Source organism: Peribacillus huizhouensis, assembly GCF_014138605.1.
Lineage (GTDB): Bacteria > Bacillota > Bacilli > Bacillales > DSM-1321 > Peribacillus > Peribacillus huizhouensis.
The window spans coordinates 465897-488492 of sequence record NZ_JACJHX010000001.1 but is presented as its reverse complement, the minus strand read 5'-3'; the positions used below and the strand labels follow the sequence as shown (position 1 = coordinate 488492).

General features: G+C 36.7%; 20 protein-coding genes. 13 read left to right on the top strand and 7 right to left on the bottom strand.

Features of this window, described 5'->3' with window-relative positions; genetic code table 11:
• The first annotated feature begins 43 nt into the window (after positions 1–43).
• The 3 genes from fabF to HNP81_RS02245 all read left to right on the top strand — a co-directional run bounded on the left by fabF (position 44) and on the right by HNP81_RS02245 (position 3704).
• Positions 44–1285 carry a beta-ketoacyl-ACP synthase II gene (fabF, locus tag HNP81_RS02255; protein WP_182501417.1) on the top strand — a complete coding sequence of 414 codons (1242 nt, stop codon included), beginning with the start codon at positions 44–46 and terminating at the stop codon, positions 1283–1285.
• Positions 1286–1983: 698 nt separating this feature from the next.
• The gene (locus tag HNP81_RS02250) at positions 1984–2748 is read left to right on the top strand and encodes a DUF2268 domain-containing putative Zn-dependent protease (protein WP_182501416.1); all 765 of its coding nucleotides are present in this window, start codon (positions 1984–1986) and stop codon (positions 2746–2748) included.
• Between the two features lie 200 nt (positions 2749–2948).
• A complete protein-coding gene (locus HNP81_RS02245; RefSeq protein ID WP_182501549.1) occupies positions 2949–3704 on the top strand; it encodes a YjbA family protein in 756 nt (251 codons plus the stop codon).
• 227 nt (positions 3705–3931) lie between these two features.
• Here HNP81_RS02245 and trpS read toward each other — a convergent pair whose 3' ends face one another.
• Both trpS and HNP81_RS02235 read right to left on the bottom strand, forming a co-directional pair.
• Positions 3932–4921 (bottom strand): tryptophan--tRNA ligase, encoded by a 990-nt coding sequence (gene trpS, locus HNP81_RS02240; RefSeq protein ID WP_028393143.1) that lies wholly within the window; start codon positions 4919–4921, stop codon positions 3932–3934.
• A 119-nt stretch (positions 4922–5040) separates the two neighbouring features.
• Complete coding sequence (locus HNP81_RS02235) at positions 5041–5388, bottom strand: DUF3899 domain-containing protein (RefSeq protein WP_182501415.1); 348 nt, start codon at positions 5386–5388, stop codon at positions 5041–5043.
• Between the two features lie 340 nt (positions 5389–5728).
• On the opposite strand from HNP81_RS02235, the gene HNP81_RS02230 reads away from it, so the two are divergent.
• The 9 genes from HNP81_RS02230 to pepF all read left to right on the top strand — a co-directional run bounded on the left by HNP81_RS02230 (position 5729) and on the right by pepF (position 17172).
• Positions 5729–7414, top strand: a complete 1686-nt coding sequence (locus HNP81_RS02230; protein ID WP_182501414.1) for a peptide ABC transporter substrate-binding protein — start codon at positions 5729–5731, stop codon at positions 7412–7414.
• Positions 7415–7627: 213 nt separating this feature from the next.
• Positions 7628–8557, top strand: a complete 930-nt coding sequence (opp3b, locus tag HNP81_RS02225; protein WP_028393140.1) for an oligopeptide ABC transporter permease — start codon at positions 7628–7630, stop codon at positions 8555–8557.
• Entirely contained in the window at positions 8557–9585 is a 1029-nt protein-coding gene (gene opp3C / locus HNP81_RS02220) for an oligopeptide ABC transporter permease (RefSeq protein WP_182501413.1), read from the top strand. Before opp3b ends, opp3C begins: the two co-directional genes overlap by 1 nt.
• 16 nt (positions 9586–9601) lie before the next feature.
• A complete protein-coding gene (locus HNP81_RS02215; RefSeq protein ID WP_028393138.1) occupies positions 9602–10645 on the top strand; it encodes an ABC transporter ATP-binding protein in 1044 nt (347 codons plus the stop codon).
• On the top strand, positions 10645–11586 hold the full coding sequence (locus tag HNP81_RS02210; protein ID WP_028393137.1) for an oligopeptide ABC transporter ATP-binding protein OppF: 942 nt from the start codon (positions 10645–10647) through the stop codon (positions 11584–11586). The genes HNP81_RS02215 and HNP81_RS02210 overlap by 1 nt, the downstream gene beginning before the upstream one ends.
• A gap of 381 nt (positions 11587–11967) precedes the next feature.
• Positions 11968–12363, top strand: coding sequence for a transcriptional regulator SpxA (spxA, locus tag HNP81_RS02205; protein WP_028393136.1), 396 nt, complete (start codon positions 11968–11970; stop codon positions 12361–12363).
• A gap of 380 nt (positions 12364–12743) precedes the next feature.
• Positions 12744–13409, top strand: coding sequence for an adaptor protein MecA (gene mecA, locus HNP81_RS02200; RefSeq protein ID WP_182501412.1), 666 nt, complete (start codon positions 12744–12746; stop codon positions 13407–13409).
• A gap of 331 nt (positions 13410–13740) precedes the next feature.
• Positions 13741–14925 (top strand): competence protein CoiA, encoded by a 1185-nt coding sequence (locus tag HNP81_RS02195; RefSeq protein ID WP_182501411.1) that lies wholly within the window; start codon positions 13741–13743, stop codon positions 14923–14925.
• 432 nt (positions 14926–15357) lie between these two features.
• On the top strand, positions 15358–17172 hold the full coding sequence (pepF, locus tag HNP81_RS02190; RefSeq protein WP_182501410.1) for an oligoendopeptidase F: 1815 nt from the start codon (positions 15358–15360) through the stop codon (positions 17170–17172).
• A gap of 367 nt (positions 17173–17539) precedes the next feature.
• On the opposite strand, the gene HNP81_RS24890 is transcribed toward pepF, so the two are convergent.
• From HNP81_RS24890 to HNP81_RS02170, 5 genes are all read right to left on the bottom strand, one after another.
• Positions 17540–17704, bottom strand: coding sequence for a hypothetical protein (locus HNP81_RS24890; RefSeq protein WP_512698944.1), 165 nt, complete (start codon positions 17702–17704; stop codon positions 17540–17542).
• A 1021-nt stretch (positions 17705–18725) separates the two neighbouring features.
• Positions 18726–19631 (bottom strand): ClpXP adapter SpxH family protein, encoded by a 906-nt coding sequence (locus HNP81_RS02185; protein ID WP_182501409.1) that lies wholly within the window; start codon positions 19629–19631, stop codon positions 18726–18728.
• On the bottom strand, positions 19628–20032 hold the full coding sequence (locus HNP81_RS02180) for a globin domain-containing protein (protein WP_182501408.1): 405 nt from the start codon (positions 20030–20032) through the stop codon (positions 19628–19630). The genes HNP81_RS02185 and HNP81_RS02180 overlap by 4 nt, the downstream gene beginning before the upstream one ends.
• A 223-nt stretch (positions 20033–20255) precedes the next feature.
• On the bottom strand, positions 20256–20918 hold the full coding sequence (locus tag HNP81_RS02175) for a lytic transglycosylase domain-containing protein (protein ID WP_312859639.1): 663 nt from the start codon (positions 20916–20918) through the stop codon (positions 20256–20258).
• Positions 20919–20936: 18 nt separating this feature from the next.
• Positions 20937–21515 (bottom strand): CYTH domain-containing protein, encoded by a 579-nt coding sequence (locus HNP81_RS02170; protein WP_182501407.1) that lies wholly within the window; start codon positions 21513–21515, stop codon positions 20937–20939.
• Positions 21516–22046: 531 nt separating this feature from the next.
• Between HNP81_RS02170 and HNP81_RS02165 the strand changes: the two genes are divergently transcribed.
• The gene (locus tag HNP81_RS02165; RefSeq protein ID WP_028393128.1) at positions 22047–22418 is read left to right on the top strand and encodes a UPF0738 family protein; all 372 of its coding nucleotides are present in this window, start codon (positions 22047–22049) and stop codon (positions 22416–22418) included.
• The last annotated feature ends 178 nt before the right edge of the window (positions 22419–22596 follow it).

Genomic DNA, 22596 nt, shown 5'->3' with positions numbered 1-22596 from the left:
GACTGGCGAGAGTAATTTTTAAACAATGAAGGGAGTATACTGAATGACGAAAAGAAGAGTTGTTGTAACGGGAATTGGTGCTGTTACCCCACTAGGGAATACTGCAAAAACAACATGGGAAAATATACTTGAAGGTAAATCAGGTATCGGTCCATTAACGCGATTGAATGCAGATGAATATCCTGCAAAAGTAGCGGCAGAATTAAAAGAATTTAACGTTGAAGAATATGTTGACCGTAAAGAAGCTCGAAAGATGGATCGTTTCACGCATTATGCTGTAGCGGCTGCCACAATGGCTGTCCAAGATGCTAATTTAGAAATTAATGATACAAACGCTGATCGAATTGGTGTATGGATTGGTTCAGGAATCGGTGGAATGGAAACGTTCGAAAACCAACACGAGACCTTTTTAAATCGGGGCTATAAGAGGGTAAGTCCGTTCTTCGTTCCTATGATGATTCCAGATATGGCATCAGGTCAAGTATCGATTGCTCTAGGTGCTAAAGGGATCAACTCATGTACAGTAACGGCATGTGCATCTGGAACAAACTCAATCGGTGATGCATTCAAGGCGGTTCAACGAGGTGACGCTGATGCTATGATTACGGGTGGAGCAGAAGCCCCGATCACGAAGATGGCAGTTGCTGGCTTTTGCGCGAATACTGCCTTATCAACAAATCCTGATCCGAGTACTGCGAGCCGTCCTTTCGATGCAAATCGTGATGGCTTTGTAATTGGAGAAGGTGCCGGTATTATCATTTTGGAAGATTTGGAGTTTGCACAAAAACGCGGCGCCACTATTTACTGTGAAATTGTCGGATACGGATCAACTGGAGATGCATACCATATAACTGCTCCAGCTCCTGGCGGTGAGGGTGGAGCAAGAGCAATGAAACAAGCGATTTCTGATGCGGGCCTTTCACCGGAAGAGATTCAGTATATTAATGCGCATGGCACGAGTACAGCTTATAATGATAAATACGAAACAATGGCAATAAAAGAAGTTTTTGGCCAACATGCAAATAACTTGGCGATAAGCTCGACTAAATCGATGACTGGTCATTTGTTAGGAGCAGCAGGCGGTGTTGAAGCAATTTTTACCGCACTGGCTATTCGTGATTGCATCTTGCCACCGACGATTAACTTGGAAAATCCAGACCCAGACTGTGACTTAGATTATGTTGCTAATACAGCTCGTAAAGCTGAGGTTACGGCTGCGCTAAGCAACTCATTGGGATTCGGTGGTCATAATGCAACAATTGTTTTAAAGAAATATGAAGAATAATAAGTGAAACTTCAATCAGTGGGGGCTTTAACCCCACTGATTTTTAGTCCAGTTTGACAGTCGCTAAGATCTTTGCTTTCGCTTCGATCAACCCGACAGTCAAACCAATTCAACGAGCTCAGACTATGTAGCCCGTGTCCTATAGTCTTTCGTCTGAGTGACTCACATCCTGTGGGCCTCAACTAAACGGCTGAAGTTCACAGCGTTAAGTCTTGACTTTTCCGTTAATACGAGATAAATAATCGATAGATTCTCTGATACATTTTAGGATGTCCGAAGGATAAAGACTGCACATCATTTCTAGATCATAGTGTTATATACACTTCATTTGAACGATTTAGTAGTAATGTTGTCTTAGCCTTAGATTTCGACATCCAAATGTGAAGAGAATCTTTTTTGCGTGTAGGACATGGGAACGGGATTTCGCAGCTTTTCCTAAAGCCAATTTTCTTAGGTGATATACTTATTTTTTTTAGTGATTATCTCAAAATTCGGCTCCGTATCACCGCTATTGTGTATGAAGAAACGAAAAAAAGTTGGTAGCAATAAATCTAAAGCTTCGATAACCACTACTCTTAATCATTCCTATGTATAGATGATTGGAAAATCTATAAAACTATTTAGTGGAAATATCATACTTCGTCTGTCTCATCATATGCTTCCTAGCATATGATGGAAAAAACAGGGGCGGGGTGAGGATGATGGGAATTGTTGAAACGAATAGATGGCTGATGGATAATAATAACCCAATCGAAATATGTAAACAGTTAGCAAAAGAGTTCCCTAAAATGAGTCCTAATCACATTTACCAAATGTTATTGCAACATGGGATGTATAGAGATCCTTCGCAAGCTAAAAAAGATGCAGAAGTTCTAGTTTCAGATGATATTTGGCGGGAAATGAAGGTTATTTATCAGCGCTTTCAAAGATTATGGCAAGGTCCAGATATTCCGATATATATTTTTCCAATGAATGCTGGAGGATTATTTAATCGTGTGACCGATAAGAAATCTGGTTTAGCCTTTCGAAATCATATATTCCTCTTTGTCCGACCAGATATTAGTTTGAAGGAACTTACTGCAGTGTTTATTCATGAATATCATCATGTATGCAGGATAGCTGCAGTTAAGAAACATGAAAATGATTTCACTTTGCTTGATCGAATGGTAATGGAGGGTTTAGCGGAACATGCTGTCATGACCTATCTAGGAAAAGATTACTTAGCGAATTGGACCGACTTATATTCGGATGAGCAGCTTCAGCTTTTTTGGAAGAAATATCTTAAAGAAAATATTCATCTGAAACGTATTGAGAGAAAACATGACCAACTTTTGCTTGGGAAATCACCATATCCGAAAATGCTTGGGTACACTGCGGGTTATTTTTTAGTAAGACAGAAAAAAGATCTTACAGTAAAAAAAACATTCGCGATATCATCTGAAGATTTTAAGTTGAAGGAATAGGAACGGGCTTTGGAGAAAGAGGGGGCAAAACTCTATAAACCAATGATTTGTATGAGGGGAAAACCTGTAAAGTAATGTAATTCAAGTTACCTTTGTTTCTTAAAAAAGAAAAATAATCAACTACCTAAATAAGGAATAATATCTCTCAAATCTGCCTATACTGATGGACAAATAGAACTAAGTAAGCGAGGGGGCAAATGATGTTATATCTTCATGATGTTTGGGTGAATTGGTTTGAAGGAGAAGAAAACGGCTACAATATTTGCCATTTTCATGAATGGAGAAAAGATGACGGAATTGAACTACTCGATCAAGTTCCGCTTTTGAAAATTTCGTCTACACTTTTTCATTACATAGAAAATGATCTGTCTGAGTTACCGAAAGCGCTTCTCAATGATATTTATCAAAAAGCCTATGCAAGAAAGAATCATGAAAGAATCCAATTGGATTATTGTTTTGTCATTACAGACGGAAGTGGAATACTGGCTATTGATACTATTGGGTATCATATTCCCATTCGGAAAAGTAGGCTAATTCCACGCCAAGAACAAATTGTATATGACATGATTGAAAACCATCCTGCTTTAGAATACACATTTAATGAAAATGAGCCAACTGAAAAAGAATATCATATTTTATCTCCATCACCGAATTATATGAAAGGTCTCACTCGCAAAGAACGCCAATTAAAGCAACTTTTATTTATGGCTATGGATCAACTATTTACAGCGAAACATACAGCTGAAATTCGCTACTGGTTTACAGAGTGGTCACCAGAAAAATATGAAAGTATACAGGAGATGAACTTCGAAGAAGCCTGGCTTGGGTTATATGAAGAAATGAAAACAGGCTGGTCGGATCAACATCTACACATGTGTGAGCATCTAGTAAAAGGCCAACCATTCTTTGAAAAGTTATGGGAAATGGAAGTCGGCGATAGTCAGTCAATGTTATAAAGTGACATTCAATTAGAAAGGGGCCTCCCTAAATAATTGTTAGTTCTGTTCTAACACCTACGTTTCTTCGATTGGCCATAGTCTAGAAATGGAAGATAAAGACGTCGCAAGTGAGGGCGTCTTTATTTGTGTGTACAAACAAAGATATAAAGTTGTACCACAAATAAATGATTGCCACTGTAATTAAAAAAGACAGTTTACATGATATGCAAACTGTCATTGCGCCTTTATTTTTTTTTACGTCCTAACCCTATGCCATTTTCCATTTTGCGGAGCATTTTATTGGCTTCGCGATTTGCTTTTTCAGCACCACGATCTAGAATTTCATCTAACTCTGTAGAATCAAGTAGGTTATAGTATCGATCTTGAATCGGTTTGATTTCTGCAAGAACGACTTCCACTAATCCAGACTTAAAGTCTCCATATCCTTTACCCTCATACATCGCTTCGATTTCAGCGATAGATTTACCACTAAAAATACTATAAATGGAAAGAAGGTTAGATACACCAGGCTTATTTTCTTTGTCGTATTTGACAATACCTTCTGAATCGGTAACTGCACTTTTAATTTTCTTCTCAATTTGCTTGGGATCATCTAATAAGGAAATCGTCGCTTTTTTGTTTGGATCAGATTTACTCATTTTCTTTTCAGGTTCTTGTAGAGACATAATTCTAGCGCCAGCTTTTGGCAGGCTGATTTCAGGAATCGTAAAGATCTCCCCATATTTTCGATTGAAACGTTCAGCTAAATCACGTGTTAATTCAATATGTTGCTTTTGATCCTCGCCTACTGGTACGAGATCAGTATTATATAGAAGGATGTCTGCGACCATTAATGGTGGATATGTTAGTAAACCTGCTGATACGCCATCCTTTCCAGCAGATTTGTCTTTAAATTGAGTCATTCTTTCTAGCTCGCCAATATAGACATTGCATGTCATCATCCAGCCTGCTTGGGCATGTGCAGGTACTTCAGATTGGATAAAGATCGTATTCTTTTCTGGATCTAAACCAATTGCCAGATATAATGCTGCAAGATTTCGGATGTTTTTTCTTAATTCTAATCGATCTTGTGGCACGGTAATTGCGTGCTGATCAACGATGCAGAAGTAGCAATCATATTCATGTTGAAGTTCGATGAATTGCTTCATCGCACCAATATAATTTCCTAATGTTATGGAACCGGTAGGCTGTATGCCTGAGAAAATCCTTTTCACCTATTGTCACTCCCTGTATAAACTTAAAAAATAATAGTTTGTTTACTTCTTTCATTGTAGAGATATTTACTGTTGAAATCTACATATTTTCCTTACAGCATCGCCATTTTTACAAAATATCATAAGTAATAAACATATAAACCAATAATTAAAATGAGTAAAAGAGTGAATCCAGTTGAGAATGGGACACTAAGGTTAAATGTTATTAATTCAGAAAGCTTGCGGATTTCACTTTTTTCTTCTGTTTCTGTACTCTTACTTGGCAGTACTTTGCGAAAGCTGTAATGGATTACGTCAAAAAAACCTTTTTGTAGTACAAACGTAAATAAGGAGAAAGTTAATAAGAAGCCAGCTATATAAAAGATCATATCAAGAAATGAACGTAACGTGACCTCATGATAAAAGACTAGCGATAAAATTAAAGAAAGCAAAACCATTGCGCCTGTCCAAATCATCGTTTTTTTCATATTCCAAAATCCTTTCTAAATGTTACTAAAAAAAGTATACCAAAACATAAAGAGGTACATGCAATAAGTTACTATTATTTAAATATAATAATTAATTGTTTAAAAAAGATGATTAAAAAATGTTGAGAAAAATACTTATGTAAAAATTTAACAATGAAAAGGCTTAATTTTACGAAAATTGCAATTAATGTTATAATTCTTTGGCGAAAAAACTAAATATACATATTTATTAAATAATGACTACTAGATATTAAATTATTTTTAAATATTTATATACAAATTCTAAATTATTTGTATAATAGTAAATGTTACACAAAAAATAGGGAAGGGTGTCGAAATTTTGAAAAAATCTAAATATTCACTGCTTTTGACCTTGACATTAGTTCTCAGTGTTTTCTTGGCAGCATGTGGTGGCGGGAACAGTGCAGACAAAGGCGATAAAAAGTCTGACGGTGCAAAAACATCTAATGTAGCACAAGAAATTAAAGTCCTAAGTAGATCTGAAATTCCAACATTGGATTCTGTTAAGACGACAGACGAAATTGGTTTTAACGTATTAAATAGTATTAACGAAGGTCTTTACACAGCAGACAAAGATGGTAGTTCTGTTCCGGCTTTAGTAGACGGAGAGCCAAAAGTAAGTGAAGACGGGAAGACTGTAACATTTAAGCTTGTAGACGCAAAATGGTCTAATGGAGACCCAGTGACAGCAAATGATTTCGTATACGCTTGGCAGCGTGCGATTGATCCTGCTACTGCTTCAGAGTATGGCCCATATATGATGAATGGAAAAATTGCAGGCGCTCAAGAAATTACTGATGCTGCAGTTGCCAAAAAAGAATTTGATTTAAATACTTTAGGTATTAAAGCTTTAGATGAAAAAACTTTAGAAGTTAAATTTGAGAAAGTTCTTCCTTACTGGAAAGACTTAATGGCATTCCCAACATTCTATCCACAAAATGAAAAGTTTGTTAAAGAAAAAGGCGATGCTTATGCAAGTAATGCAGAAAACCTATTATCAAATGGTGCTTTCAAAATAACTTCTTGGAACGGTCCTACAGCTACTGAATGGACTCTTGAAAAGAACGATAATTACCGAGAAGCAAAGGCGGTTTCCCTTAAGAAAATTACCTTTAACGTAGTTAAAGATAATAATGCACAAGTGAATGCATTTGAAGGTGGAGAAGCAGATATCACAGATATTTTAGCATCTGATCTTGTTCCACAATATCAAGGTGATGAAAGAATGGTTAGTTCACTTCAACCATCTGTATTTTGGGTGAAAATGAACTATAAAAATGCAGCACTTGCGAATGTTCACATCCGTGAAGCAATCGCGAAAGCTTTCAATAAAGAAGATATCGCAGCAAGCATTTTGAACAACGGTTCAATTGCAGCGAATTATTTTGTACCAAAACAATTTGTTTCGACTCCAGACGGTAAAGATTTCCGTGAGAAAAATGGCGATTTGATTGTGTTCAATGCTAAAGAAGCAAAAGCAGCATGGGAAAAAGGGTTGGCTGATCTTGGAATTGACAAACTTGAGCTTAGATATCTCGGCGGAGACACTGATTCAGCAAAAAAAGTGGACGAGTATATTAAGAACCAATTAGAAACGAACTTACCTGGTTTAAAAGTGAATCTTGAGAGTGTTCCATTTGCAATTCGTCTTGATCGTGCAAAAGCTGGAAACTATGATTTGCTTCACTCTGGATGGGGTCCTGACTATCCAGATGCAATGACATTTGCGGATCTTTGGTTAACAGATGGCCCGAATAATGAAATGACCTATTCAAGCGCTAAATATGACGGGTTAATTAAAAAGGCTGAAGAAGTTGCAGCGAATCAAGAAGAGTACGTTTCAACACTTCAAGAAGCAGAACGTGTATTCTTAGCTGAAGATTACGGCGTGGCACCAACTTATCAAAAAGCAGATAACATTCTTATTAACACTAAAGTTAAAGGATTAGTTGCTTTACCATTTGGTCCTAACTATTCTTATAAATGGATCACAGTTGAAGAATAGAATACTATAATAAAACGATTTAAAAGCTGAAGAGAGGCTGTCTCAAAGCCAGGGTCAAACCCCGCAACTTCTATTATCTTGTATGTAAGGATATTTCTTTTCCTTTCAACAGTATGAAAAATGCGAGGTAAGACCCTTCTGGGACATCCTCTTTTCCCTATTAAAAAAATTGTCGAATTATAGAGAAAATTTGAATATGCAGGAGGTGTGCAAATGGCTAGATATATTACAAAAAGGTTTATCTATATGTTAATAACCTTATTTGTTATTGCAAGCCTTACCTTCTTCTTGATGAAATTGATACCAGGAACACCTTTTTCCGCTGCGGGAAAATTATCACCTGATCAGTTACAAATCATGAAGGATAAATATGGATTAGATCAGCCTGTAGCTGTACAGTACGCACAATATATAGGTGGTTTATTCAAAGGTGATTTAGGAATTTCGTTCCAGTTTAATAATGTTCCAGTAACACAATTATTGATTGAACGCATTCAGCCATCCCTACAATTAGGATTTCAAGCCATCTTTTTCGGTACGATTATCGGGATTGTGCTTGGTGTAATCAGCGCTTTAAGACAAAATACTTGGGTCGATTATGGAGCAACATTCATAGCTGTTCTTGGTAAATCGATTCCTAACTTTGTCTTTGCAGGAGTCATGCAATATTATATCGGTGTTAAACTAGGCTGGTTACCAGTTTTGTTCTGGAAGGGCTGGGACTATACCATTATGCCTACGATAGCTCTAGCAATGTTCCCTATCGCCATTACGGCTCGATTTATGAGAACAGAAATGATTGATGTATTAGGTTCGGATTATATTACCCTTGCGAAAGCGAAGGGGGCAAGTAGTTTAGAAGTGGCCTTTAAACATGGATTACGAAATGCGTTAATCCCAGTAATAACAGTGCTAGGACCTCTAGCGGTGTCCCTAATGACGGGTTCTCTCGTTATTGAGCAGATATTTGCCATCCCGGGAATCGGGGAACAATTTGTTAAGTCTATAACGGTAAATGATTATTCCGTTATTATGGGAACGACTCTGTTATTCTCATTTATGTTTGTTGTCATTATCCTTGTAGTGGATATTCTTTATGGTGTTATTGATCCGCGTATTAGGTTGTCAGGGGGTAAAAAGTAATGGCAAAAGAAGATATGAAAATAAGTAAAGATAAGTTTGCTCCTGCCATTCTAGATGCTTCCTTAAGTGAGGCACTGGGTAAGCCTAGCTTAAATTTCTGGCAAGATTCATGGCTGAGAATAAGAAAGAATAAAGCAGCTCTTGTTAGTATCGTAGTCATGTTATTAGTCATTATTCTTGCCTTTGTAGGTCCTTTAATTAGCGGTCATGGAACAAATGACCAAAATTTAAAACGTACAAATCTGCCTGCCAAAATCCCAGCATTGGAAAATGTAAGCTGGTTACCCTTTGATGGGACTACTGTTCGAAATGATGGAACGGTTGTTGATGTTTATGAACAGAAGAATATTGACGAATACTTCTGGTTCGGGACAGATTCTTTAGGCCGTGATTTATTTACTCGTGTGGCAAAAGGAATTCAAATTTCCTTATATATCGCTTTCTTGGCTGCATTGCTTGATATGGTAATTGGCGTAACCTATGGAGCAATATCAGGTTACTTTGGTGGCAGACTGGATAGTATGATGCAGCGTGTTATTGAAGTCATTTCTGGAATACCAAACCTTGTTGTCGTGATTTTAATGATCCTCGTTTTCAAACCAGGGATTATGTCGATTACAATTGCACTAGCTATTACAGGCTGGACAACAATGGCGCGGGTTGTTAGAGCTCAAGTACTTAAGTTGAAAGAACAAGAATATGTACTTGCTTCAAGAACACTTGGAAACTCTCATAGTAAAATCATTTTCAAACATTTATTGCCAAACTTAGCTGGTGTTATCATTATTAACACAATGTTTACGATTCCGAATGCGATATTCTTTGAAGCATTCTTAAGTTTCATCGGATTAGGGCTTCAATCTCCACTAGCTTCATTAGGTACATTAATTGATGATGGATTTAAAACATTGAGATTGTATCCACACTTAATGATTTTCCCAGCAGTATTTATCAGTATCATCATGATTTGCTTTAACATGATTGCAGACGGAATCCGTGATGCATTGGATCCGAAAATGCGCGATTAATAGGTAGGTGAAAAAGATGGATAACATATTAGAAGTTAAGGATTTGAATATATCGTTTCATACCTTCTCAGGAGAAGTTCAAGCGATTCGTGGCGTGAATTTTGAGTTGAAAAAAGGTGAAACACTTGCAATAGTAGGAGAATCGGGATCAGGTAAATCGGTAACAACAAAAGCGATTATGCGCCTTTTGCCACCGCAAAACTCGGAAATAAAGAGTGGGGAAATTCTTTTCGATGGGAATGATTTAGCTCATTTAAGTGAAAAAAAGATGCAAAAAGTTCGTGGGAAAGACATTTCTTTGATCTTCCAAGATCCAATGACATCTTTAAACCCGACAATTAAAGTTGGTAAGCAAATCATGGAACCGATTATTAAGCATCAGAATGCTAGTAAGAGTGAAGCAAAAAAACGGGCTCTTGAATTGCTGAGCATGGTTGGGATTCCGAATCCTGAGCAACGCTTTGATCAATATCCACATCAATTTTCTGGTGGGATGAGACAGCGCGTCGTTATTGCAATTGCTCTTGCATGTAATCCAAAGGTTTTGATTGCAGACGAGCCAACAACAGCGCTTGATGTAACGATTCAAGCCCAAATTCTTGAATTAATGAAAGAATTGCAGAAGAAAATTGATACTTCAATTATCTTCATTACGCATGACCTTGGTGTTGTTGCCAATGTTGCAGATCGGGTAGCGGTTATGTATGCCGGGAAAATTGTTGAAATTGGAACGGTAGACGAAATTTTCTATAATCCAAAACATCCATATACATGGGGATTAATTAGCTCAATGCCGAGCTTGGATTCGACAGAGGAAGCCTTATATGCGATTCCAGGAACTCCGCCAAATCTTTTGCATCCGCCAGTAGGTGACGCATTTGCTCCACGTAATGAATATGCAATGCAAATAGATTTAGAAGAACAACCGCCTATGTTTAAAGTCTCTGACACACATTATGCGGCAACTTGGTTATTGCACCCTGATGCACCGAAAGTCGATCCGCCAGCAGCTGTAGTCAAACGGATGAAACAATTCCAAGCTGGACAGGAGGGGCAATGATGGCTGAACGTGAGAAATTACTGGAAATAAAAAATCTAAAGCAATACTTCAATGTTGGAAAGCCAAATATGGTTAAAGCTATTGATGGTATTTCTTTCGATATTTACAAAGGTGAAACATTAGGACTTGTCGGTGAATCAGGTTGCGGCAAATCAACGACTGGTCGAACAATCATTCGCCTATACGATGCAACCGATGGCGAAGTTATTTTTGATGGCGAAAATGTTCATGGGTCTAAAAATAAAAATCAATTAAAGGATTTTAACCGGAAAATGCAAATGATTTTCCAAGATCCATACGCATCTTTAAACCCGCGGATGAAGGTCATTGATATTATCGCTGAAGGAATTGATATTCATGGTTTGGCGAAATCATCAAAAGAGAGAGCTGAACGAGTATACAGTTTGCTTGAAACAGTAGGGTTAAACCGGGAACATGCCAATCGATACCCACATGAATTCTCCGGTGGACAACGTCAACGTATCGGAATAGCCCGTGCATTAGCTGTGAAACCGGAATTCATCATTGCGGATGAACCGATTTCAGCATTGGATGTATCCATTCAGGCACAAGTCGTGAATCTATTAAAAAAATTACAAATTGAACATGGTTTAACATACCTCTTTATCGCACACGATCTCTCCATGGTTAAATACATCAGTGATCGAATCGGAGTTATGTATTTTGGGAAATTAGTTGAACTTGCACCAAGTGATGATTTGTATAACAATCCAATTCACCCATATACTCAATCTCTGCTTTCGGCAATCCCACTTCCAGATCCTGAAAGTGAACGTCTGAGACAACGTATAGTTTACAACCCGAATATTCACAATTATAGTGAAACCGATGATGTGAAAATGCGTGAAGTAAGGCCAGGGCACTTTGTGAATTGCTCGGAAAAGGAATTTAAACAATATCAACAAATGTATAAGCAATAACCAAAAAACGATCTCAAAAAATGAGATCGTTTTTTAGTCATAATAGGAACAAGAATGGAAATACAAAAGTGAGAGATCCTAACTAATATGTTTATAAGCAAGTAAACTGGGTATTTTATATAGTATATGAAAAAAAGTAATTGAGAATGGCTTGTGAAAATTTTCAATTAAAAGAAGAATGATTAGATTGTAAAATTAATGTTGGACTTTGAAAGCGGATCAATCTTTGTGAAAAGAGTATGATTTTTGCTAATTCTAGTGTATAATATTAATATGAATTACTATTTTATAGTTATTTCAATCTAGACTTGAAACTGTTGTGAATAATAAGTTTCCCATCATAGATCGTCGATTCTATACTTAGGGAGTGTGAGTGTTAACATGGTAACTTTATATACATCACCTAGCTGTACTTCTTGTCGCAAAGCAAAAGCATGGCTTGAGGAGCATGATATTGCTTTTTCAGAAAGAAATATTTTTTCTGAACCACTTACAATTGAAGAGATTAAAGAAATCCTTCGTATGACAGAAGATGGTACAGATGAAATTATTTCGACAAGATCGAAGACGTTCCAGAAACTTAACGTAAATGTGGAGTCTCTTCCACTTCAAGAATTGTATACAATAATCAAAGATAATCCAGGACTATTAAGAAGGCCAATTATCCTTGATGAAAAAAGATTACAGGTTGGATATAACGAAGATGAGATTCGCAGATTCCTACCACGTAAAGTCCGATCGTTCCAACTACGTGAAGCTCAGCGAATGGTCAACTAATTTATAGCATCGACCCTGTCTAAGCACTGACAGGGTTTTTCATGCATCTATTTTGTGAATAAAGTTAAAATAAATGTCTAAGTAGAAGCTGACCAGTGAGAGTGTTTTGTTTCTTTATTCCAAAAATATTTCCTATTTAACAGTTGCATATCCTGTGAGGATTTTGTAAAATATATGGAACATTAGGCAATAGTTTGTTTTTAATTGATTAAGCGATTTTATTTCCATTATGAAGAGTTTTATCATAAAATAAATTATGACAACATATTTCCTTATCTACCTGATGTTTAAAAGGGTATGGTGGGTAGAGATTAAAGAAAGAGCATTAATTGCTCGGGGGTAAATCCCTTCAAAACATGTACAGAAGGGAGAGGATTTTTGTGGAGATCGAACGTATTAATGAAGATACAGTGAAGTTTTACATTTCTTATATAGATATTGAAGATCGCGGCTTTAATAGGGAAGATATTTGGTATAGTCGAGAACGAAGTGAGGAACTTTTCTGGGAGATGATGGATGAAGTACATCAAGAAGAAGAGTTTATGATTGAAGGTCCATTATGGATTCAAGTTCAAGCATTGGAAAAGGGTCTTGAGATATTAGTCACGAAGGCACAATTGACGAAAGATGGTCAAAAGCTAGAACTGCCGATTACCGATGAAAGATTTAGTGAACTTCATGTCGATGATAAGCTTGAATCCTTGTTAGATGAACAATATAGAAACGATGGCCATGAACCAATTCAGTTTGAGGATGGTATCATTGAGTTTATTACGGAGTTCAAAGACTTTGAAGATGTCATTTCACTCAGTAAGCGCAGTGGTCTTGATCACTTCAAGACACAATTATATGCCTATGAGAATAGATATTTTCTCTATATTGAATTTGAGGAAGAGGAAATTGAAGAAGACGAAATTGATGATGTTTTAAGTCTTTTACTTGAATATAGTCAAGAATCTTCAATTACGATCCATATGCTTGAAGAGTATGGAAGACTGGTAATGGATGAACATGTTTTTGAAACAGTCCACAAATATTTCTCATAACTAATTCGCCGATTTCATGAAAGATTATGAAATCGGCGTTTTTGTATTCAGGACATGGGGACGGGGCTTAGCGGCATACTAATTTAGCCAATTTACTTGGCAGATATACATATCTTATTAAGAAAGTACTTCAAAATCCGACTCCGCACATCCACCATTGTGATTAGGCGAGTGTAGCGTGCTACAGGACGGATTCTTCATGGTAAATGGTGCCGTTTTACACCATAAGAGTTTTGTATGATAATATGTCTAAGAATTTTAGAAAATACCTCACAAAAAAGAGGATTTAGTGAATTAATGAAGAATAATCTTAAAGAAGGAGGGAAATTAGATGTTATCTGCACGAGATGTTAATGGGAATATCATTACAATTCCTGAAAATATCCCGAAAGAACGGCTAGTTGAATGGCAAGCGAATAATTATTATTGTCCTTGCTGTGCAGAAGAATTAATCCTTAAGGCTGGTCAAATCAAGATTCCGCATTTTGCCCACAAAAAAACATCCGCGTGTACAGGCTTTTCTGAACCAGAAACGGAATATCATCTTTTAGGAAAGCGGCAACTATTCCAATGGTTTGTTGACAATCGTATAGAAGCAGAGATGGAACCATATCTTTCTAAAATAAATAAGCGACCTGATATCCTCATCCACTATAAGCAACAATCCTATGCGATTGAATTTCAATGCTCTCCCATTTCAGAGGAGTTATTTCTATCCCGTACAAAATCTTATCAAGATTTTGGAATTAAACCAATTTGGATATTGGCAGAGAAGCGAATTAAGCGTAAAAAGACTCGTCAGTATTCATTATCAGCTTTTCAATGGCTATTTACCGTGAATACGATTCACTCCCCGATGATCCTAACGTTTTCTCCTGATCAACATAAGCTTTACATATTAGAGCCCTTAACTCCATTCTCCTCACGTACAACCTTTTCGCAGTTTACTGTTGTACCTCTTAGCAACACCCATCCAAATATCCTTTTTTCCGTTAATAAAACTTGGGAATTTCACTTTATTGAAGAATGGCGAATAAAAAGAAAGGCGTGGGCTATTCATAGTGTAAAAACAGCAAATCATACGAATCCTTTTTTTTATGAATTGTATAAAAGTGGTTGGTCACCTGCATGGTTACCGAGCGAAATAGGGCTTCCGGTGGAAGGGATGGTAATCATTGAAACATCTCCAGTTGAATGGCAAGGATGGGTCTTCATGGATTGTTTGCAGCATAAGAAAATAGGCAGTCGTATTTATCTTAGTCAAATTTATCAAGCTTTTCAAAAGAGGATGGCTAAAGGGCAGATTCGACTTAGAACACTGCCTTTGCTACCTGGGGAAAATCCTTTTTTCCCAGTGGATGCCTATTTAACTTTATTGACTAAACTTAAGATTTTGGAATTTGGAGGAAAAGGGATATATATCATTAAAAATAAGCTTGTTCCACCTACTAGTAGTGTTGAATGTATGCAATTAGAAAATGATCTCTATTCCAAGCTTTCGGAAATGATTTTATGATAAAAGGTAAAGTACAATAGAATAAAGTGAGACTTCCAGGACTGACTTTTCGCAAACGGTTAGTCGTACACCACATCCTGTGGGTGCAAACTTACCTTAGATAACCACAAAGGTAAGTTTCACCGTATCTCACCAATCGGGCTTTTATGGACAGTTTACATTGTTAAACTTCTTCATATTTCTTCAATAATATCTTATCATGGAGTTGTTAGTGTCCGTTAATACTGGATACTATGTTTGAGCGATTGTTTCTTAATTTGTATCGAAGTAGAAGGATTTTTTCGAGCAATAGAGAAATAATATGGTAACGAGAAACTTCTATTAATAGAGGTTGGACCATATGAATTAGAATCATATATTGTTACCACGTAGTTTTTTTAGTTGGGTTAATAAATCGGGATTACGTTGTATTTAGATTGGAGGAATAGATGTATGGGACAAGAAAATGCAGTAAAAGCATTACCTGCTAGAAGTGAATTGGCAGTTGAGGATACATGGAAATTGGAGGATATCTACGCTACTGAAGAGGATTGGGAAACTGCTTTTCAAGAAGTGAAAGAAGACTTATTAAAGGCAGAGGCATATAAAGGCACCCTTGGCGAAAGTGCTGAAAAGCTTTTTGCCGTATTACAATATCAAAATCAAGTATGGGAAAAGTTAGGGAAAGCCTATACATATGCACATATGCGTTATGATCAAGATACAACCAATTCATTTTACCAAGGGATGGATTCACGGATAAAAAGTTTAGTTGCTGAAGCAAGCAGTGCACTTTCTTATATTGTTCCAGAAATTCTTAGTATTGAAGAAAGCAAAATTAGCGATTTTCTTCAGGAAAAAGAAGAACTTAGATTATATGCTCATGCTCTTGAACAAATTAACCTACAAAGACCACATATTTTATCAGCAGAGAAGGAAGCATTACTTGCACAAGCTTCGGAGATTTTTGATGCTTCAAGTAATACATTCGGGATGCTAAACAATGCGGATCTCACTTTTCCAACGATTAAAGATGAAAACGGGGAAGATGTAGAAATTACTCATGGCCGTTATATTCGTTTTCTTGAAAGTGAAGATCGGCGTGTGCGCGAGGAAGCATTTAAAGGTGTTTATGAGACATATGGAAAGTTTCGTAATACATTTGCTAGTACACTTGCAGGTCAAGTTAAGAGCGATAATTTCAATGCTTCTGTGCACAACTATGAATCTGCTCGCCATGCAGCATTAAGCGAGAATAATATTCCTGAAACTGTATATGACAATCTTGTTCAGACTGTAAATGAGAATCTGCATTTGATTCACCGTTATATTGATTTGCGTAAAAAAGTACTTGGCCTAGACGAACTTCATATGTACGACCTTTTCACACCGCTTGTTAAAGAAGTAAAAATGGATGTAACATATGCTGAAGCGAAAGAATATATTCTAAAAGGTCTCGCTCCACTAGGAGAAGACTATCTTAACGTATTAAAAGAAGGTTTTGAAAATCGCTGGGTGGATGTTCATGAAAACAAAGGGAAACGTAGCGGCGCATACTCATCTGGAGCATATGGAACGAACCCCTATATACTAATGAATTGGCAGGATAATGTTAATAATTTATTTACCCTTGCCCATGAATTTGGTCATTCCGTTCATAGTTATTACACAAGAAAGCATCAACCATATCCATATGGAAATTATTCGATATTCGTTGCGGAAGTTGCTTCAACTTGTAATGAAAACTTATTGAATGAATATCTTCTTCATACAATTGAAGATGAGAAAAAGCGGATCTATTTATTAAATCATCAATTGGAAGGATTCCGGGGCACCCTTTTCCGCCAGACAATGTTTGCTGAATTCGAGCATACGATCCATAAAAAAGCACAAGATGGAGAAGCGTTAACGGCTGAAGTATTAACAAAAGAGTATTATGAGTTGAATAAAAAATACTTTGGTTCAAACATTATTATCGATGAGGAAATTGGTCTTGAATGGGCCAGAATACCACATTTCTATTATAATTATTATGTGTATCAGTATGCTACTGGAATCAGTGCGGCAACAGCTCTAAGTAAACAAATCCTTACCGAAGGAGAGCCAGCCGTCTGTCGCTACCTAGAATTCCTGAAATCAGGAAGCTCGGATTACCCGATTGAGGTTTTGAAAAAAGCAGGCGTCGATATGACAAAAGCAGAACCTATTCAAGAAGCATTAAAAGTGTTTGAAGAAAAACTAATTGAACTGGAATCTTTATTAGCTTAAAGATAGAGAGGATGACTTAAGGCGTATTCCGCTTACGAGTCATCCTTTTAGGACATGGGGCGGGTCTTCGCGACTTATTCAAATAGCCAAACTATAGAAGGTATCCTTCTTTTATTTAGGCTATGTTAAAGCTTGTTGTTATTGACACTATGTTGATTGAGCGGTAGGCGTGAGACCCCTGCGGAAAGCGAATGCCTTACGTTCCAATCAACAGGCAAGTTTAACAGAAAGAACTCCAAAATGTGGCCACCGCACCTCCACCATTGGATGAGATGAGAGTAGCGTGCTATAGGATTGATTCTTCATGGTAAATGGTGGCGTTATTTACGATATACAGGTTTTGTATTATGAAAACGTAATAGTACTTCTAATAACCTTTGAATCGATTTTTCTGACTGATGGTAAAGACAATAATAAAGAGGGAAAGAAAAAGAATCGAAGAACTGATGTATAAAGGGAAGAGGTCTAGAAAAGCTAATAAATGCAGAAAAAGTGATATTAGAATTAATAACAAAAACAAAATAATTTTCACGTTATTTACCTCCAGGAATATTCTTACTTTAAACTATATATCAGAATTCTAAAAATATGACAATTTTGTGAAGAGGGTCATAATATGTTGAAAAATGTCGTAAAACTTGTTATATTATAGTTGTGAAATTAATCACAAACAAACTTATACCCCTTTGTTTGACCGTGAAGAATTTCTCCCATCCCCTTTGTTCGTATATTATAGATAGAAAATCCCAACAAATTCGCGATTTGTTGGGATTTTCTTATTTTATCCCGCATTAACGGGCAGTAAAACTCTCACCAAGGCTTAGAATATTCGTAGAAGCGTAGGTGGGGGATAACTGCCTAATCTAGTTGCGGCTCCTAGCCCCTCGAGGTCATAAGCTGTAATACTCTGTGGCAAACTACGCCACGCCGTATTCCATCTTATGCTTGTCGGGGCTGGGCAGTCGCCTCACTTTTTGAAGTAAAAGCCCGATTGGTGAGATACAGTGAAACTTACCGATGTGTGAGCAGAGGTTTAGTTGAGGCCCACAGGATGTGGGTCACACAGACGTTGCCGCAGGACGCGGCGTACTTAGTCTGTGATTCATTGATTCGGGTTCGTAGAGTCGATTTATCGAAGTGGAGCGGAGATATTAGCGACTCTAGAACGGGACTAACAATCAGTAGGGGATGGAGAAAACCTCTACAGATTGAAGTTTCACTTTATGACGGTTACCAAATATTACTTGTGAATTTAATCACATAGTTATTGCTTAGAAGTTTAAATCGTGTTATATTATAGTTGTGAAGTTAATCACAAACAAACTTATACCCCTTTGTTTGATCGTGAAAAATTTCTCCCATCCCCTTTGTTCGTATAAATAGATAAAAAACCTAGCAAATTCGCGATTTGCTAGGTTTTTTGTATAATAGGAGCCTGTCAAGACAGGCTCTCGTTTAAAGATAAATTTTTTTAGGGATTTTGATATTTAGCTTCACATCTATTTACTTTCAAAAGGTTTCGTTTTTTGTATTAATGAGATATTAGAGTTTTTCTACTCAAATGTTTCATTTTCATTTTCGATATATCTCCAAAAGGTTCCGTATTTAGCAGGGATTTTTTCTACAAATTGCTTGAGGATAAGTTTTTTCATTTCTTTTTCGACTTCTTGTTTATTCATATTATAAACTACTTCAATTTCTTTCGTTGCAACAAATTTATAACAACGTATAAATGCTTCAAGGGACGGTGGAGTAGAGGGAGTAGGAAGTTTTTCAAGCATTTCTTCAAGAATATTTACATACACCTCATATGCATACAAGCCCGATACTTTGATTCCTTCTTCTTCGATATTTTCATTGAAGAAAACGAGGGAAGGAATTTCATTTACTTCCATCTCAGATGTAATCTTTAAATCACATTGAAAACCCTTTGCTGCGCTTGTAGAAGTGATATCATTAAGGAATTCATCTACATCTAATCCAACTTCTTGTGCACATTGGGTGAGGACTTCAAGACTGGAAATGTCCTGTTTGTCAAGAAACAGCAGCTCTTGCAATCTCCTAATGAAACGAGCTGATAGCTTTCTGCTTTGTAATTCAGCTGCCTTAATAGCAATTGAAGCAGCATAAGGAGAAGAAATTGGATTCTCAAGCCACAAATTTCCGTCACACGACATGCCAGAGCGGCTGGCTGTCCTTTCCCAAGTTTGCGCTATATTTTCATAATTCTTGGTTTTGGTATTATGAAGGGAAGATAGCTTTCCACTTACAACATGCTTGATACTGAATAATTGCCCATACTCAATATGGAGTTTTTTAATAATCGGCTCAAGTGCCCAACATTCAGGACATATTGGGTCAATAAACACATAGATTTCAATCGGCTTTTTTCCGATTCCATAGCAATGCTGCGATTTAATCCAATTAGAGATATTGAAAATCGGTTTCTGAGCGCTCAATTTTCTTCTCCTTTCTCGTCTTGATCTGTAGTATTTATCATATGTTGTGCGGTCAACCGAAGACGATGGTAGTAAAACTCTCTAATATCTCCAGCGAGGCCGACAGTATCCATAGCTTGCCTCATACAGGATAGCCATGCTTCGGCACGACTTGGTGTGATTTCAAACGGAAGATGCCGGGCCCTTAGCATAGGATGACCATGCTCCTCTGTGTAAAGAGAAGGGCCTCCTAGATATTGAGTCATGAATTGTTTTTGCCGACGGACTGTTTCAGTTAAATCTTCAGGAAAAATCGGCTTTAACTCTGGATGGTGACTCACATTTTCATAGAAGACATCAATTAATTTATATAAAAGCGCCTCTCCAATTAAATCGTATGGTGTAGGGTTCGCTTGTGTCATGATGATTACTCCCTTTAAAAGAATAAGTATATTTACATTTTAACAACGCCATTGCAATATAACAAATATCTAGCTTAAGGAAATTAGATATTCTGTACTACTACACATTGTAATAGAACATATTGAAAAGACTTCCTAGACCAATTAAAAAGCACCTAAAAAGATTTATCATCTTTTAGGTGCTTCTAATATTCATCATAAAATACTGATATTAGGATCGTTATTAGCCTAAATATGAATTCATGACTTTTTGAACGTAGTTTTGTGTTTCTTTAAATGGTGGGATACCATTATGCTTGTCTACATTTCCGGGGCCAGCATTATAGGCAGCGAGTGCGAGTTTTGTATCTCCGTTATAACGGTTTAGCATATTACTTAAGTATTTACTTCCAGCCATAATGTTTTGAATAGGGTCGAAAATATTTGTCACGCCAAGATCTTTTGCTGTTGTGGGCATAAGTTGCATAAGTCCGGATGCCCCTGCATGGCTTTTAGCTAAAGTGTTAAAATTAGACTCTTGCAAAATGACGGACTTAATCAGCTTTTCTGGGATATTATATCGCAAAGCTGCTTCACGTATTATATGATCATAATCTGTTTTTTCTATAGCGCCAGTGTTAAAGGTCGTCGGTAAACTTGGTGAAATGTTGATCGGCAGCTGATTTGATAAGCCATTTAATGAAGATCCTTCGCTAATTTTGTCATACACAGTTCCTAGTGTCTGCATATCAGATTGTACACTAGGGTCCTTTGTTATGAATTCCGATAAAAGCTGTTGAAACATGCCATTTGAAGTTGATTCTTCTGTACTAGTCTTTGCATGTAATCCTTGAAGAGCTTGAAGTTCTATTAAAGTTTTAAAATCTTCTATTTTCAATATATACACCTCTGAATACGGTAGTGATTAATTTTGCTTCTGCTTAGCATTGTAAAATCGTCTAACCTTATTTTCGGTTTTTCGGATAGGAATTTGAAGGGATTTTAGTAATTTTTCAAAAATTTCTTTGCCTTCCAATGTATTCGTCACTTCAAATTCTACTTCAAAATCCTCGGTATTTAAATAAAGGCTATGATCAAGGACAAGTAGACCGCCTTGATAAGGAAACTCAGCACGATTCGTCGCGAGCGTGCCGAAAAATTGCACGTCCGAATGAATTCCCATTTCACCAATTAAAGTGGCAATATCCCCATTGGGAATGCGACTTCCTTGAAGTAGTGAATGAGCTTCTTCTTTTGACAGGAGCTGATTTGTTTCAAGTAAACCTTCTTTCGCTGGCTGTTTTAATGTTAGCTCATAATTTCCTTTTTTATGGCGAATTCTGAGTGCTGATTCGTTTTCTTTTAGTGAAAATTGTGGAGTGTCAAAATAGTGATTTTCCTGATAGGTAAAATCTGTTTTTTTAACAGAAAAATTTTGTACCAATAGTTGAAATTCTTCTTTAGTTAGTATGTTTTTGAATTCAATTTCAAGATGCTGGTTCATTAGGTACTTCCTTTCTAGGCAATCTTTTTTTAAGGCTCTTTTCGTAAAGATTGTTGTTTTTAGCAAGAAACTAATTCGAACAGATGTTGATTGTAGTGGAAGGTGCGAGACTCCTGCGGGAAAAGCGTGTAGAGGGAGACCCCGCAAGTGCAAAGCACTGAGGAGGCTTCTGAGACCGCCCGCGGAAAGCGAGTACCTGCAACGGAAATCAACCCGGGTTATTAGTGTAAAAATGATTGAAAAGCAACAAAGTATGTGAAAACAGCCTTTTTTAAAAAGGTTTAATAGGCAGTAAATCCTACCCTTAGATTTGTAAATCGAATAAGAAAAAATAGATAGGGAGGTGGATAAAGACTCCTGATGAAAGTAACACTTTATCCGTATCATATACGTTTTTGTAATAATTCATCAACAAGAACTTGTAATAAAATGTGATCAATTTGAAAATTTGCTATTACAACCCTGAATATTTAGGAATACCTTGTAGGATGTGATAAAATATAATCGTTAAAATGGGAGGTTGAGGGGTTCATGAGAGAGAATATACAAATTAAAGAAGCGGTTATCGAAGTTGGAAATCTGGTTTTGATTCCTGAGAAAGTAATAGAGATTGCTCATCTATTACCGAAAGAGCAAGTAATCGTAGATTCAGATAACGCTTCATTCATTTATTTAGCAGAAAATGCTGAAAGTTATACATATATTTTCTTGCCTGAAGCAATATGGGCATCTTTGAAACAAGCCATGGCAGAGAGATTGCCAGTCATCCTGAAGTCTGGGGATAAAACGCTAGAATTATCGGGTATTTATGAAGAACTTACTTATTTAATTGACAATATTGAGGGAAATGGAAATTACGGGGAAGAGTTTGTAGCAAAAGTGGAACGCATGTTTATTTCTTAATCCTCTATTTGCACTGAATATATGTAAAGTTTGAACGTTGCTATTCATTGGTTATTTTAACCAATGAGTAGCAGCAGTTTTTTTAGGGTATGCGAATTTAATAAATTTTGGCGCTAGCGTAAGAAGCCTAAATACTTTATTTGTCTGTCTAGTTAAAGCGCCTTGATTGCGGAGTTGT